This window comes from Desulfovibrio sp. UIB00 (assembly GCF_022508225.1).
Taxonomy (GTDB): domain Bacteria; phylum Desulfobacterota; class Desulfovibrionia; order Desulfovibrionales; family Desulfovibrionaceae; genus Desulfovibrio.
Genome location: NZ_JAETXJ010000003.1, coordinates 366,319 through 380,330, shown reverse-complemented (window position 1 = coordinate 380,330; position 14,012 = coordinate 366,319). Strand labels below are relative to the sequence as shown.

At 57.7% G+C, this 14,012-nt stretch carries 13 protein-coding genes; 9 read left to right on the top strand and 4 right to left on the bottom strand.

Annotated elements, in window-relative coordinates; translation table 11 throughout:
• The first annotated feature begins 4 nt into the window (after positions 1 to 4).
• The 7 genes from murC (at position 5) to JMF94_RS07210 (ending at position 6,745) form a co-directional block, all read left to right on the top strand.
• Complete coding sequence (gene murC, locus JMF94_RS07240; protein WP_240824478.1) at positions 5 to 1,378, top strand: UDP-N-acetylmuramate--L-alanine ligase; 1,374 nt, start codon at positions 5 to 7, stop codon at positions 1,376 to 1,378.
• Entirely contained in the window at positions 1,371 to 1,922 is a 552-nt protein-coding gene (locus JMF94_RS07235) for an FAD-binding protein (RefSeq protein WP_240824477.1), read from the top strand. Before murC ends, JMF94_RS07235 begins: the two co-directional genes overlap by 8 nt.
• 71 nt (positions 1,923 to 1,993) lie before the next feature.
• The gene (locus JMF94_RS07230; RefSeq protein WP_240824476.1) at positions 1,994 to 2,260 is read left to right on the top strand and encodes a hypothetical protein; all 267 of its coding nucleotides are present in this window, start codon (positions 1,994 to 1,996) and stop codon (positions 2,258 to 2,260) included.
• Positions 2,245 to 3,129, top strand: coding sequence for an FtsQ-type POTRA domain-containing protein (locus tag JMF94_RS07225; RefSeq protein ID WP_240824475.1), 885 nt, complete (start codon positions 2,245 to 2,247; stop codon positions 3,127 to 3,129). Before JMF94_RS07230 ends, JMF94_RS07225 begins: the two co-directional genes overlap by 16 nt.
• Before the next feature lie 69 nt (positions 3,130 to 3,198).
• Positions 3,199 to 4,434, top strand: coding sequence for a cell division protein FtsA (gene ftsA, locus JMF94_RS07220; protein ID WP_022659333.1), 1,236 nt, complete (start codon positions 3,199 to 3,201; stop codon positions 4,432 to 4,434).
• Between the two features lie 45 nt (positions 4,435 to 4,479).
• Positions 4,480 to 5,793 carry a cell division protein FtsZ gene (gene ftsZ / locus JMF94_RS07215; protein ID WP_240824474.1) on the top strand — a complete coding sequence of 438 codons (1,314 nt, stop codon included), beginning with the start codon at positions 4,480 to 4,482 and terminating at the stop codon, positions 5,791 to 5,793.
• A gap of 604 nt (positions 5,794 to 6,397) precedes the next feature.
• The gene (locus JMF94_RS07210) at positions 6,398 to 6,745 is read left to right on the top strand and encodes a DsrE family protein (RefSeq protein WP_240824473.1); all 348 of its coding nucleotides are present in this window, start codon (positions 6,398 to 6,400) and stop codon (positions 6,743 to 6,745) included.
• A gap of 447 nt (positions 6,746 to 7,192) precedes the next feature.
• On the opposite strand, the gene JMF94_RS07205 is transcribed toward JMF94_RS07210, so the two are convergent.
• Both JMF94_RS07205 and JMF94_RS07200 read right to left on the bottom strand, forming a co-directional pair.
• The gene (locus JMF94_RS07205) at positions 7,193 to 7,459 is read right to left on the bottom strand and encodes an RNA-binding protein (RefSeq protein ID WP_192111928.1); all 267 of its coding nucleotides are present in this window, start codon (positions 7,457 to 7,459) and stop codon (positions 7,193 to 7,195) included.
• Positions 7,460 to 7,772: 313 nt separating this feature from the next.
• The gene (locus JMF94_RS07200; RefSeq protein WP_240824472.1) at positions 7,773 to 8,009 is read right to left on the bottom strand and encodes a hypothetical protein; all 237 of its coding nucleotides are present in this window, start codon (positions 8,007 to 8,009) and stop codon (positions 7,773 to 7,775) included.
• A gap of 359 nt (positions 8,010 to 8,368) precedes the next feature.
• Here JMF94_RS07200 and JMF94_RS07195 point away from each other — a divergent pair, with 359 nt between their 5' ends.
• Positions 8,369 to 8,572 carry a dual CXXC motif small (seleno)protein gene (locus tag JMF94_RS07195; RefSeq protein WP_022659339.1) on the top strand — a complete coding sequence of 68 codons (204 nt, stop codon included), beginning with the start codon at positions 8,369 to 8,371 and terminating at the stop codon, positions 8,570 to 8,572.
• A gap of 39 nt (positions 8,573 to 8,611) precedes the next feature.
• Here JMF94_RS07195 and JMF94_RS07190 read toward each other — a convergent pair whose 3' ends face one another.
• Positions 8,612 to 10,054 carry an aminoacetone oxidase family FAD-binding enzyme gene (locus tag JMF94_RS07190; protein WP_240824471.1) on the bottom strand — a complete coding sequence of 481 codons (1,443 nt, stop codon included), beginning with the start codon at positions 10,052 to 10,054 and terminating at the stop codon, positions 8,612 to 8,614.
• Between the two features lie 111 nt (positions 10,055 to 10,165).
• Between JMF94_RS07190 and JMF94_RS07185 the strand changes: the two genes are divergently transcribed.
• Positions 10,166 to 11,167, top strand: coding sequence for an alpha/beta fold hydrolase (locus tag JMF94_RS07185; RefSeq protein WP_240824470.1), 1,002 nt, complete (start codon positions 10,166 to 10,168; stop codon positions 11,165 to 11,167).
• 64 nt (positions 11,168 to 11,231) lie between these two features.
• On the opposite strand, the gene hrpB is transcribed toward JMF94_RS07185, so the two are convergent.
• Positions 11,232 to 14,012 carry an ATP-dependent helicase HrpB gene (gene hrpB, locus JMF94_RS07180; RefSeq protein ID WP_240824469.1) on the bottom strand — a complete coding sequence of 927 codons (2,781 nt, stop codon included), beginning with the start codon at positions 14,010 to 14,012 and terminating at the stop codon, positions 11,232 to 11,234.

Here is a 14,012-nt window from a genome sequence, read left to right as displayed (position 1 = left end):
GAGCATGAACAGCAAGATTCGGCGTATTCATATGGTTGGCATTGGCGGCGCGGGCATGAGCGGCATTGCCGAGGTTCTTCTCAATCAGGGCTACGAAGTTTCCGGCTCTGACATGAGTGATTCTGCCGTTGTGCGTCATTTGCGCGACCTTGGCGCACACGTTGCCGTGGGCCATGCAGCGGAAAACGTGGGGGATGTTCAGGTACTGGTAAAGTCCACCGCCATCAACGATGAAAATCCAGAGCTTGTGGAAGCCCGCCGCCGTAATATTGCCATAATCCCCCGTGCCGAAATGCTGGCCGAGCTGATGCGTTTGCGGCAGGGCATCGCCATTGCCGGTACGCATGGCAAGACCACTACAACATCACTTACGGCATCAATCTTTGATACTGCGGGGCTTGATCCTACAGTTATTATTGGCGGCAGGCTCAATGCGTATGGTACCAACGCGCATCTTGGGCACGGCGAATATCTGATAGCCGAAGCTGACGAATCAGACGGCTCTTTTTTGTGCCTTCTGCCCATCATCAATGTTGTGACCAACGTGGACGAAGACCATCTGGACCACTACAAAACCCGGCAGGGCATTGATGACGCCTTTGTGCAGTTCATGAACAACGTGCCCTTTTATGGCCTGAATATCGTCTGCGGCGACGACCCCGGCGTGCGCGCCCTGCTTGCCCGTGTGAAGCGCCCTGTGCTTACCTACGGCTTTGCGGAAGACAACGTGCTGCGCGCCGTACCTCTTGACTGCGGCGTGCGCAACAACTTTGAAGTGTGGCGCAATGGCGTCAAGCTCGGTCAGGTCAGCCTGCCGCAGCCAGGCCGCCACAATATGCTCAACGCTCTGGCCGCCATTGGCGCGGCTATGGAAGTGGACATCAGCTTTGAAAAATGCGCCGAGGGCCTGAATGGTTTTGGCGGCGTGGGGCGGCGCTTTGAATTCAAGGGAGAAAAGGGCGGTGTGACCGTGGTTGACGATTACGGTCATCACCCGGCGGAAATTGCGGCTACTCTTGCGACGGCGCGGCAGGTTTTTCCCGGTCGGCGCATTGTGGCGGCTTTTCAGCCGCACCGTTTCAGCCGCACACAGGCCCATTTTGGCGAGTTCTGCAAAGTTTTTGACAGTGTGGATCAGCTGCTTCTCACCGAAATTTACGCCGCGTCTGAAAAGCCCATTCCCGGCGTTTCAGGCCAGAGTCTCGCTCAGGGCATCCGTCAGGTTTCCACAACTCCGGTGGAATACTACCAGACCCTTAATGACCTTGCCGCAGCCCTGCCCAATGTGTTGCGCGAGGGTGATGTGCTGCTGACCCTTGGTGCTGGCAGCATCACCCGCCTTGGCCCCGCGTGGCTGGAGGGACAAGACCATGCGTGAGATGCCCGCTCCTTTTCTTGCCCCCCGCACCACACTGAGAGTGGGGGGTACCGCCATTGCGGAGATAATACTCGAGCGGAGTGAAGACCTTTATCTGCTGCCCGATAAACTCAAGGCCCTTGGCGGCACACCTCTGGTACTGGGTGCGGGCAGCAATATTCTTGCACAGGACGGCGAATTGCCGCTGGTTCTGATTCGTCCTTTTTTCAATGACGGCCCGGTCATTGTGGGCGAGCACGAGGGCAAGGTTCTGGTTCGTGCAGGAGTGGGCGTTCCCATGGCCCGGCTGCTGCGTTTCTGCGCTGTAAACGGGCTTTCCGGCCTTGAGGGGCTGGTGGGAATACCCGGCAGCGTGGGCGGGGCTGTTGCCATGAATGCTGGCTCGCTGGCGCGGAAACATGTAAAAATATTTATAACATTCAGATATTTGCTGACAACACCATTGAGCGCATCAACGGAAATGCACTGCAGTACGGCTATCGTACCCTCAAAATTAACGGGAAAAAGAATGATTTTATCGTCTTGGAAGCCACATTTGGCTTGACCGTTGCTGAAAGGGATGGCATCTGTAATTGCATGCGTCACAACTTTTTTAAGAAAAAGTCTAAACAACCTGTGACGGCCTGGAGCGCGGGGTGCGTATTCAAAAATCCCACGCCGGAAATGTCTGCCGGGAGGCTTCTTGACGAGGCTGGTTTCAAGGGCAGACAGCTTGGGGGAATGGCTTTTTCAAGCCTGCATGCAAATTTTTTGATTAATGAAGGCAAAGGCAGCGCCACTGCGGCCTTGGCCTTGTTGCAAGAGGCCCGGCAAGCTGTGCGGCAACGGTTTGGCATTGAGCTTGAGCCGGAGGTCAGGATAGTGCCATGCCCCTTGCCCTGAAAAAAAGCGGACGCAAGGCCCGTAACTCCTACACACGAGCATCTGCCCCAGTAAAGAAAAGCGGCGGTGGATCAAAAGTGCGCGGGGGCGGTGTTATTGCGGGGATTTTCAAAAAGCTCAAGGGCTTTAGCGGGCTGAAAAGCCTTGCCGCACTGACAGTGCTGCTGGCCTGCCTGGGGATGATCCTTGCGGGTGTGTGTTATTCATCGCTCTGGCTCTACAACAAGGCCATAACCAGCGATTTTTTCACCACACGCCATGTTGACGTGACCGGCAATGTGCGCCTCTCGCACGATATGGTGCTGCAATACGGCGGCATACGCGAGGGCGACAACAGCCTTGCGGTCAGTATTGCCAAGGTTGAAAGAAACCTGCGCAAGACACCCTGGGTTGAGGAAGTTTCTGTTAAGCGCCTTCTGCCGGACAGGTTTGTTATACGGCTGAAAGAGCGGTTGCCTTCTTTTTGGGTGCATAAGGACGGGGTGCTGTATTACGCCAACGAGCTTGGAGAAATTATAGCGCCGGTTGAGAGCAAGAACTTTCTCTCGCTGCCCACCTTGCGTGTTGATCAGGGGGCAGAAGACGCCCTGCCGTACCTGACGCGCCTGATGAAGGGCATGCAAAGCGGTTTGCTTCCCATAGAGGCGGGGGCGGTTTCGTCCGTCAGCGTGAGCCCCGGCAAGGGCATCGAAATTTATCTTGAAGACAGGGAGATGCGGCTTTCCATCGCAACTGACGATTGGGAGGGCAATCTTTCCCGGTTGAGTCTGACCCTGGGCGATCTGGCCCGCAGACACGAACTGCGCAATGTTCGCGAAATTCGGTCTGTTAACGGCAATGTTTGGGTTTTACTTAACCAGCCAGCGTAAGAAACTTGCGGCATGCGCCAGAGTGGTATGCCGTTGCGACCCGGAGACAGGCGTTTTGAGGAGAATGGCATGAATAAGTCCGAGCTCATCGTTGGCCTCGACATCGGCACCACAAAGATATGCGCTGTGGTGGGCGAGCTGTCGGAGTCGGGTCTTGTAGATGTGGTGGGCATCGGCACCAGTGTTTCCACAGGGTTGCGCAAGGGCGTAGTGGTCAACATTGAACAGACCGTCCAGTCCATCCGCAAAGCTGTGGAAGATGCGGAACTTATGGCAGGCTGCGAAATCCACTCGGTATACGTGGGGATTGCGGGCAGTCACATCATGGGCATCAACAGCCACGGCGTCATTGCCGTCAAGGGCGGCGAGGTTGCACAGCGCGATATTGAACGCGCACTTGACGCAGCCAGGGCTGTGGCCATTCCTGCCGACCGCGAGGTCATCCACATTCTGCCTCAGGAATACATTGTTGATAACCAGCGCGGCATTGCCGACCCGCTCGGCATGGCAGGTGTGCGCCTTGAAGTGAAGGTGCACATTGTTACCGGTGCTGTTTCTTCGGCCCAGAACATTGTGCGCTCGTGCCACCGCAGCCAGCTTGAAGTTGCCGATATTGCCCTTGAATCGCTGGCATCGGCCAAAGCCGTGCTGACCGAAGAAGAACGCGAAATCGGCGTGGCTCTTGTTGATCTGGGCGGCGGCACCACTGATATCGCCGTTTTTGCCAACGATGCCATCAAACATACGGCTGTTCTGGCGCTTGGCGGGCAGAACCTTTCCAACGACATTGCCTTTGGTCTGCGTACTCCCATAGCCTCTGCCGAAAAAATCAAGCTCAAGTATGGTTGCGCCCTTGCCGACCTTGTGCGCAACGATGAATTTATTGAAGTTCCCAGCGTGGGGGGGCGCGAGCCGCGCAGGCTTTCGCGCCAGGTGCTGGCCGAAATATGCGAACCCCGCATGGAAGAAATTCTTTACCTTGTGGATCAGACCCTTGTGCGCTCCGGCTACAAGGACATGATCGGTGCTGGCGTGGTACTTACGGGCGGTACGGCGCTGATTGAGGGTTGCCAGGAACTGGGCGAACAGATTTTCAATCTGCCCACGCGCATTGGCTACCCGCGCAACATCGGGGGTCTGAAAGACGTGGTCAACAGCCCCAAGTTTTCCACAGCGGTCGGACTGTTGCGTTACGGCGCGGAAAAGGAACTTTCCGGCCAGAAAAAATTTACCACACGTAGTGAAAGCGGCGTTTTTGACGGCGTGCTTTCGCGAATGAAAAAGTGGTTTGCGGACATTTCATAACAACCTCAAGCGGGCATTTTGAGGATAGCACAGAGGAGAGGTGTAATGGCTCAGTCTATCGTTGATGATATCGATACCTCGTTGGCCAGCAATGCCAAGATCAAAGTTATTGGCGTAGGTGGTGGCGGCGGTAACGCAGTGCAGAACATGATTGCCTCTGGCCTGCGCGGAGTGCAGTTTGTTTGCGCCAACACCGATGTGCAGGCGCTGAACAAGAACGGTGCCTCCGTTAAGGTGCAGCTTGGTGAAAAACTCACCAAGGGTCTTGGCGCTGGCGCCAATCCCGCCATTGGCCGCGAGGCGGCGGTGGAAAGCGTTGGCAGCATTCGTGAAGCCATCGGCGATGCCGATATGGTCTTTGTTACTGCTGGCATGGGCGGCGGCACCGGTACCGGCGCTGCTCCTGTGGTTGCTCAGGCTGCCAAGGAAATGGGCGTCCTCACCGTGGGTGTTGTGACCAAGCCCTTCAGCTTTGAAGGCGCCAAGCGCAAGCGCGCTGCTGAAGCCGGGCTTGAAGAGTTCAAGCAGCATGTGGATTGCCTGATCACCATCCCCAACGACCGTTTGCTCGCCTTTGCCCCCAAGAAGGCTCCTTTCTCCGAAATGCTTCAGAAGGCTAACGATGTGCTGTACTACGCCGTCAAGGGTATTTCTGACGTCATTGTGGGTGAAGGCCTTATCAATCTCGACTTTGCAGACGTGCGCACCACGATGGCCGAAGCCGGTATGGCCCTGATGGGCACGGGCATCGCCTCTGGCGAAAACCGCGCCCGCGAGGCAGCCCAGCGCGCCATCATGAGCCCGCTGCTTGAAGATGTTTCGCTCGAGAGCGCCAAGGCGGTTCTGTACAACATCACCGCCCCCACAGACATCACGGCCGAGGAAATTGCCGAAATCGGCGACATCATCGGCGACGCTACGCCTGAAGAAGCCAACATCATCTTTGGTGTTGTGTTTGACGACAATATCGGCGACGAAATCCGCCTCACCGTTATTGCCACCGGCATTGATTCTCCTCAGGTTATTCAGCCCGTGCAGGCTCCTGCGGCCACTGTCACCAACTTCCGCAAGCCCGGCCCTGACGCCGTGGTTGCCGAACCGCGCCGCATGAATTCCCGCGCAGCCCAGCAGAGCATGATGGACGAGCAGGAACGCGCCGAGTCACGTTTGCCGCAGTCTGCCCGCCGCACTGAAGTGGAGCGCTGGTACGATGAAAACAGTAACCGTCCTCCCTATCTGCTCAAGCGTGAAGTTGTGGGCCAGCCGCGCCGCCGTGCGCATAATCCCGGCCACGAAGACTTCACCTACGATGAGGATGATTTTGAAATTCCTACCTTCATCCGCACCCAGGCAGACTAATACTGTTGTTGCCTGAGCGCCATGGCAGAGTGCTTTCTGCCATGAAGGCCCATGATTTTCAGGGCTTGCCTCTTCGGCCCTGAAATGCCCGCCGGGAGGCCCATTGGGGGCCTCCCAGAGCTGGGCGTAAATGTCCGCTATAGTCCGTGAGACCTAGGTTTCACGGACTTTTTTGTTGGGGAGCTGTCCACGGGATTCCGTCCACCATTTAAAATAGACTGGACTCGTGTTGCTCTCAGGATACATGATTTGCCAAAGAAGGACGGGAATCGGTGCTAATAACACCGTCCTTGCGCAGCATGATTGGCATTGCCATGTACCAGACAGACATTTGCGCGTCGCAAAGCGTAGATTTGCACGGCCGCCAGCCTGAGCGTTGCATGGAAAAGCTGCGGGCATGTAGAGCGGTAAAATCCACAACGTAGGCACAGCATTCCTTTTTACACCTGGCTAAATATTGGACTGTTGTTGTGCGTTAGCAAAAATGCGCTTGTGCACCTGTCGTGCTTGCCATATTTAGCTGGTATTGTGAGGTATGTGTTTCTTCTTGGGAGTGGTCCTTCTGACACTCCTCGCCCAACCCTTTGACCGATGGGGTATATTCATGAGTAAAAAGTGTCTGCATATACTATGGATTAACGATAATCCTGTCACCGCTGAGAATATGGTCTTCATGTATGCCACAAATTCCTTGCTTCAAGGCTGGTGGGGAGAAGTGCATCTGATTCTCTGGGGTGCAACCGTTCAATTGATTTGTGAAGACGTGAAGCTGCAGGGTCTTCTAAAAAAATTTCATGATGCTGGCGGGCATGTTTCAGCATGCAGAAAGTGCGCTGAAAACCTCGGCCTCTTTGAGCAACTAGAAACGCTGGAAGGTGTTGATGAAGTCTTTTACATTGGGGAGGCGTTTACGAAAATCCTTAAGGATGATGAAAAGCTTATTACCATTTAGCTCAGCCATATAATTAAGGCCTGTCCATGGAAAGGGTTCCATTGATCAGGCTGGCAGGTCTATATTTGTTTTTGCGGCGTGGCAGGTCTGGGAGACAGAACCTCATTATGCCAGGTGCGGATTTTTGCAGCGTATGGATTAAACCGTGTGGCTTTCATTACAAAAGGATGCTCTTGGTGGTTGCATGGCAATCAAGCATATTTTGACAATTTTGCGGTGTATGTTTTTGCCGCAGCGGCGCAATGCTTGTCCGCACTGCGGCGGCATCCGTTGTATCGGCGCATGTCAGTTCAACGCTTCTGATTCTGGCGCTGTGGTTGGGCAAGAGAGCAAAAAACAGAACGTGCCTGCCCAGAGCGAGGGCAAGAAAGGCTAGAAGTGGTTCGTTGCTACAAATAAAAAAAGCCGCTGCGTGAGCAGCGGCTTTTTTTCAAGGAAATTTGTGGTCTACCAGCGGCGGGGCGCGGGGCGACGTTCTTCGGCCTGGTTGATGCGCAGGGTGCGACCGCCAAAGTCAACGCCGTTCAGGGCTTCAATGGCCTTGTGGGCATCGGCTTCGTCCATTTCAACAAAACCGAAACCACGGGGGCGACCGGTTTCGCGATCCATGATGAGCTTGACGGAAAGGGCTTCGCCGTAGGGGGCGAACAGGGCTTCAACGCCTTCCTGGGTGGCGGAAAAAGGCAGATTGCCGACATAAATGGAAACAGCCATAACGACTCCGTTGTTGAGGTGGGTAAACTTTCCGCTTGAAGCCTTACCCACGCAAAGTCTCTGGCAAAAAGAAATACTGCACCCTATGAATAAGGGCGAACAGTACTGTTAAGCAAAAAAATCGTCAAGTATTATCTGCATTGGCTTCAAAAATGATTGCCAAACGATGAACTTTGACTAAATTGCTCCGCATTAGGTGGTATTTTTACATTCCCGCGCGTGCATTATTCTGCTGTTAGCTGATTATGCACTCAATAGCGCATTAATATAAACTGTAAAAGGCCGGTTTAACCGGCCTTTTTGACAGCAAGAACTAGATTGCCTGCGTCTTTTTCTTTGTAGGAGCTTTCTTTGCCTTGGCGGGAGCCTTGGCAGAAACTTTTTTTGCTTTGGCGGGAGCCTTTGCCTTGCTGGCCTTGCTGGCTTTGGGTGCCTTGGTTCCACTTGCAACAGTTGCCGGAGCGGTGTTAGCGGCGTTGGCTTCAGTGCTGAAGAGGCAGGGAGCAGTCATCAGCGAAAGGGCCACGGCAGCCATAAGGAGCTTTTTCATGTTCGTATCCGTTTCTTCTGGTTATGCCACATCTACAACAATATGGCTGTACGTCTATGGCATGAGCGGACGGCGGACGCAATAACAAATTTGAGCCTAGGGAGCCGGGCATTTGCGGGCATTTTTTATGGCCTGCCCAACATGGTGGCAGGGGGGTTGCTGCATCTGGCCCATGTTGACAAAAATATGGGGCAAATGCTCTAAGGATAAGCTACGCTGCGCCACCGGATTTGAAGGGCAGATGCGGTTTGCCCCAGTTTCATGACCAATAGCCCTGCTGGGGGATAAAAGCAGCCCTTACAGCGCCAGCCTCAGACAGGCCAGCACTTCAAACAATACTTCTAACACAAAGAATCGCCATGGCTTTTTTTGCACCCCGTGATGTCAAGACTACGCTTGTATGCCCGACCTGCGGCGCGCCCCTGCATATCGCCCGCACCTGCCACGAAGTCTATATGTACTGCCCGGCCTGCAAGGCCCAGTTTCCGCTCCAGGACTACATCCGTCAGGCGGATGAAGCCATGGAGCATTTTTTGGAAAACGTCTACTGCAACCGCATCTAGCGTTGCCACTCTAGGGGCATGCAGTGAGCTGCCAGCCGTTTAATCCGTGACAGGCGCAACTGCCTGAGCGGTAGTGCTGCGGGTCAGTTCTCTGGCAGCCGCCATGCCGCTGGCCCATGCCCAATGCAGATTGTAGCCGCCCAGCAGGCCTGTAACGTCCAGTAGTTCGCCCACCACAAACAGATTTTTTTGCAGCAGGCTGCGCATGGTCTTGGGGTCTATTTCGTCGGTATTTACGCCGCCGGAGCAGGCCTCCGCCTTTTTTAGCCCCGCAGTTGCCTGCGGCGTCACCGCGTACCGTTGCACTGCCTCCACAATCGCCAAACGGGCCGCGCGCGAAAGCTCCGCAACTTTGCGCCTCGCGGTTTCCTCCGGTAGCAGGGCGTCCACAAGCCTTTGGGGCAGAAGCCTTGCCAGCAGGGCGCGCGGGGTTTGCTTGCCCGCCTGCGGCGCATCCATAAGGGCGGCAACATCCTGCTCCGGTAAAAAATTCAGCGTGATTGCAGCGCCTTCAGCCCAATAGAGGGATGCTTTGAGGGCTGCTGGCCCGCTGAGTCCCTCATGGGTGAAGAGCAGGTCGTCCACCCAGTGGCGTTGCCCAAGTGTAACTCCCACAGGCAGGCTGATGCCCGTCAGGTCGAGCAGGGGCGAATCCGAATTAAGGCGAAGCGGCGTGAGCACTGCGCGTGGCAGAACAATGCTGTGCCCCAGTTCTTCCGCCAGCCGATAGCCAGCACCGCTTCCACCAGCCTGAGGCCATGCCGGGCTGCCTAGCGCCAGCACCAGAGCCTTGCCGCGCCATGAGCCGCCCTCCGTCTGCACAGAAAAGCCATCCCCCTGCGCCTCCACTGCTGATACTGTAGTGCCGCAGGCAATAACGCAGCCGTGTTTGCGGCAGTCGTCTGTCAGCGCTCTGACCAGCCGTTGCGCAGAAACAGTCAGAAAAAGCTGTCCGTGGGTACGTTCTTCAAAGGGCAGGTTCCATTCCTGCACAAGACGCAGCATGCGCTCCGGCGTAAAGCCTTTGAGTGCTGGGGCGCAAAATGCATTGCCCCTGCTTCCGTCGCACCGATAGTCCTTGGGGCTGACTGTGCGGTTGGTAAAGTTTGCCTTGCCGCCGCCGCTCACAGCCAGCTTGCGCCCGGGCACAGACCCACGCTCAAGCAATACAACGCTCAAGCCTTTTGACGCCGCCTCGCGGGCGCACATAAGCCCCGCAGCGCCAGCGCCCAAAATCAGCACATCTGCCATACCAGGGCAGCGTTGCCCGCCGTTGTGCACGGGCTGCGCGCTTTTTCTTTTGGGGTGCATGGATTGTACAGCATCCTTGCCTCTGGGCTGGGCTGGCTGCGCGCTTACAGCCGCTGCTGCAGGCGCAGCGGGTGCGGCCTTGGGGCTGGGTATTTGCTGGGTAAAGGCCTGACGTGCCGGATTTGACAGAATTTTGCGCGTGGCGCTATTTTGGGGAGCTTTGTTGTGCATGCGGCGAAGGTATACGAGGCCTTGGCGGCTGCCAAGCCCTTGTATGCCGTCAAACCGCCATTGTCTGAATCTGCCAGCGCGGCTGCGCCGCCATCTTTTACCGGGATTGTCATGCCAGTTCTTGTTTCAACATACATTGCGCCGTGGTTTGTGCGCAACGGCCACGCCAACACCATGTGGCCCGTGCTTTTTCGTGAAAAGCCGCAAATGTCGCCCTCTGTGCGCCGGGTGCGCCTGGAAACGCCTGATGGCGACTTTCTTGATGTTGATCAGCATCCCTCATTTGGAAAGGACAGGGCGGAGCGCCCTTTTGGGCAGGGCAGGGGCATGGCTGTTATTTCGCACGGGCTCGAGGGCAACAGCCGCCGCAAGTATGTACTGGGCATGGCCAATGCCCTGCGGGCCGAAGGCTTTGACGTGCTGGCATGGAACATGCGCTCCTGCTCGGGTGAGAGCAACCGCACTGCACGCCTGTATCATATGGGTGAGATTGAAGATTTGGGAACTGTGGTGCGCTTTGCCGAGCAGTTTGACCGCCCCCTGCTGTTGGCTGGCTTTAGCATGGGGGGCAACCAGATTTGCCGTTATCTGGGACGTGGGCCGGTTTCGCCACTGGTGCGGGCGGCTGTGGTTGTGTCTGTGCCGTGCGATCTTTCCGCCGCTGCACCGGTCATGGACGGCCCTGCCTGCCGCATCTACATGAGCTATTTTTTGCGCACACTACGTAAAAAAGTCCGAGAGAAGGCCGAGCGTTTTCCTTCCTATCCTTCAGTTGACGGTGTGGAAAAAATCCATACTTTTGCGGAGTTTGACGAGCGTTTTACCGCGCCTGCCTTTGGTTTTGCATCAGCCAAAGATTATTGGGAAAAGAACACGGTTTTGCCCGACCTGCCCTTCATAGACGTGCCGACCCTGTTGCTTATGGCAGCGGACGACCCTTTTTGCGCGCCTTCGTGTTATCCGTGGCAGACGGCGGAGCAGAGCGCGCACCTGCATCTTGAGGTTGCCCCGCACGGCGGGCATGTGGGTTTTGTGCAACAGAAGCAGGAATACTACAGCGAGCAACGCGCGCGCGAATTTGTGCGCCAGTTGACAGAGCGCGATGTTTTTTAGGCGCTTGGTATCGCGACCGGGCGCAACAGCAAAGGGCTTGCTGCGATGGAAATTTGCGGGCGCGTCAGCTTTTTTGCCGCTCGGCAAGCCGTTTTTTGGTCAGAACCGTGGCCACGGCGTTAACCGGATCTTCCGGCCAGGGATGCTTGGGATAGCGGCCCCGCATTTCTGCGCGCACTGCGGGGTAGCCGTTGCGCCAGAAGTGGGCCAGATCGCGCGTGACCTGCAAGGGACGCCCTGCGGGCGAATTGAGACGCAGCACCAGAGCTACGCGCCCATCAGCTATGCGCGGCGTGTCCACGCACCCGAATAATTCCTGCAACTTGGCGGCCAGCCAGGGGCCGCCGTCTTCACCATACACAATGGGTCGCATGGCCCCTGACGGTACCTGCCACTCCGTGGGGGCCTGCCGTTCTAGTATCCGGTGAAGATTACCCGGCAACAGACGGCGCAGGGCATCCAGCAATTGCTCCGGCCCGAGCGCCGCCAGCGAATTGGCCCGCCCCTGCTTGCCTTGCCCGGCTGACCTTTCGAGTGCCTGCTGCAAGGCTGGTGCGAGCCAGTCATTGATGGTCGCCAGCAGGGCGGCATCAGAAACATCGGGCCATGCCTCGCCGTCCAGCTCGCGCAGCAGGCTTACCCGCGCGCACCACTGCTTTGCGGCATCATCCCACGGCAGACATTCCAGCCCCTTGTTCTGCACATAGGCGCACAGGGCAGCCGCGCATTGATGGGGTAGAGGTCGGGGCAGGGGGGCATCCTCAAGAACCAGAGATCCCAGAACTCGCTGCCGCCGGGCGCTGACCAGCCCGGCATCCGAAACCGTGAGTTTGTCTTCGTTGCAAATATCAGCGCTGAAAAGCGCTGCAAGATCATCGGGCGAAAGTGCGGCGGCAAGGCGGATGCGCCCGCGTGGCGCTGCGCCGTCAACTTCTGCAATGGCCAGAAAGGGCAGGCGCGCCAAGGGATCCTCGCTGGCTATCTGGGCGGCCCGTCCGCTGCGCAGGAGATAGGGCGTCATGGGAGCCGCCCCTCCCGCAAAATTTCCATTGCTGCTCTGCGGCTGACCGTCTGTCTGCCGCATGGCGACCTGTTCCGGCCACGCCACAGCCAGTAGTTGCCCGAGGCTTGCGGCCAGAGCAAGAGCTGCGGAAAAAATGTTGCCCGTTTTGTTGGATTGCCCCTGTGCCGCAGACCGGGAACCTTTCTCCTCATGCCGATCAATCTGACGCATGAGGCGTTGCGCCAGACGGCGTACCCGCTCGCGGGCGGCATCCGCATTCTTGCCCGCCGCGTTATCGCGGCATAGCCAGTCGAGGCGGCGCAGCACATCGCATCCCGCACCAGCGGCAGGCATGCCGCCCTTGCCTTTACCAGCGGCAAAGGCCAGAGGGTCGCGTTCTTCCAGTAGCGCGGCGATACAGGCAGCCAATGCGGCAAGGGATTTGTCGCGTCCCCACAGCAGCAGGCGCGCCGTGCGCGGCGCAAGGGGCAATGCGGCCATGCTGCGGCCCAAAGCCGTTGGCCGCAACTGGTCATCCACCGCGCCCAATGCCAGAAGGTTTTGTCTGGCAACAGCCAGATGGGCCGAGGGCGGCGTGTCGAGCCAGGCGAGCGAGGCCGGATCGTTCACGCCCCAAACCGCCAGTTGCAAGGCGAGCCCGGTGAGGTCGGCATCCAGAATTTCAGCGCGAATGTGCGGGCGCATGCCGTTTTCCTGCTCTTTTGCCCAAAGTCGGCAACAGATGCCAGGTTCAATGCGTCCGGCGCGTCCGGCCCGCTGGGCAGCGCCAGCCAGCGACACGCGCTCTGTCACAAGGCGGGTGAGGCCGCTGGCCGGATCAAAGCGCGTCAGGCGCGCAAGGCCGCTGTCCACCACGAGCCTCACGCCCTCAATGGTCAGTGAGGTTTCGGCAATGGATGTGGCAAGCACCACCTTACGGTGCCCCTGCGGGGCGGGCGCGATGGCCGCATCCTGCTCTCTGGCGCTAAGATTGCCATAGAGCGGGCAAAGGGCCACATCAGCGGGCAAAGCGCCCTCAAGCAGGCTGGCAAGATGGCGGATTTCGCCTGCGCCGGGTAAAAAAGCCAGCAGACTGCCCTGTTCTGTACGCAGCAGGTGCAAAATGACATCAGCCATATGCCGCCACAGCAGCGGCCCTGCCCCGGCAGCAGGCAGAGGGCCGCCCACAATCTGCCCCGCGCGAATTTTAGGCGGCAGGTGCCGCATCTGCACGGGAAAGGTCTTGCCTTCGCACACAACAGAAGGGCAGTTTTCCATGAGTGTTGCCACGGCCTGCACATCCAGAGTGGCAGACATGACGATCAGCCGCAGGTCGGGGCGCAGTGCCGCCTGACTCTCAAGGCAGAGGGCAAGGCCGGTATCGGCAGTGAGCGAGCGTTCATGGAACTCGTCAAAAATCACACAGGCTATATCCGGCAGCTCGGGATCCTCCTGCAACATGCGCGTGAGCACGCCCTCGGTGACAACCTCCACGCAGGTGCGGCTGCTGACGCGGCTTTCGTCACGCATGCGGTAGCCCACCGTGCCGCCCGGTTCCTCACCCAGCAGGGCCGCCATATAGCGCGCCAGCGCACGGGCCGCCACGCGCCGTGGCTCAAGCAGCAGAATGCGGCGATTCTCAAGCCAGGACTGCCCCATGAGCCAGAGGGGGACGCGGCTGCTTTTGCCCGCTCCCGGCAGGGCGCTGAGCACCAGATTGTGGCCCTGAGCCAGTGATTCCAGAACTTCTGCGCGCGAAGCGTCGAGTGGGCACTGTGGCAGGGCCGGGCAGCAGGCAAGGGTATTTGAGGGGGCGGCAATGCGTATCGGCAAATCGGTCAT

What these genes read in the sequence shown, in the direction of transcription:
- murC (WP_240824478.1), top strand. Translation starts at nt 5, where the DNA reads ATGAACAGCAAGATTCGGCGTATTCATATGGTTGGCATTGGCGGCGCG.
- JMF94_RS07235 (WP_240824477.1), top strand. Translation starts at nt 1,371, where the DNA reads ATGCGTGAGATGCCCGCTCCTTTTCTTGCCCCCCGCACCACACTGAGA.
- JMF94_RS07225 (WP_240824475.1), top strand. Translation starts at nt 2,245, where the DNA reads ATGCCCCTTGCCCTGAAAAAAAGCGGACGCAAGGCCCGTAACTCCTAC.
- ftsA (WP_022659333.1), top strand. Translation starts at nt 3,199, where the DNA reads ATGAATAAGTCCGAGCTCATCGTTGGCCTCGACATCGGCACCACAAAG.
- ftsZ (WP_240824474.1), top strand. Translation starts at nt 4,480, where the DNA reads ATGGCTCAGTCTATCGTTGATGATATCGATACCTCGTTGGCCAGCAAT.
- JMF94_RS07210 (WP_240824473.1), top strand. Translation starts at nt 6,398, where the DNA reads ATGAGTAAAAAGTGTCTGCATATACTATGGATTAACGATAATCCTGTC.
- JMF94_RS07205 (WP_192111928.1), bottom strand. Translation starts at nt 7,459, where the DNA reads ATGGCTGTTTCCATTTATGTCGGCAATCTGCCTTTTTCCGCCACCCAG.
- JMF94_RS07200 (WP_240824472.1), bottom strand. Translation starts at nt 8,009, where the DNA reads ATGAAAAAGCTCCTTATGGCTGCCGTGGCCCTTTCGCTGATGACTGCT.
- JMF94_RS07195 (WP_022659339.1), top strand. Translation starts at nt 8,369, where the DNA reads ATGGCTTTTTTTGCACCCCGTGATGTCAAGACTACGCTTGTATGCCCG.
- JMF94_RS07190 (WP_240824471.1), bottom strand. Translation starts at nt 10,054, where the DNA reads ATGCACAACAAAGCTCCCCAAAATAGCGCCACGCGCAAAATTCTGTCA.
- JMF94_RS07185 (WP_240824470.1), top strand. Translation starts at nt 10,166, where the DNA reads ATGCCAGTTCTTGTTTCAACATACATTGCGCCGTGGTTTGTGCGCAAC.
- hrpB (WP_240824469.1), bottom strand. Translation starts at nt 14,012, where the DNA reads ATGACCGATTTGCCGATACGCATTGCCGCCCCCTCAAATACCCTTGCC.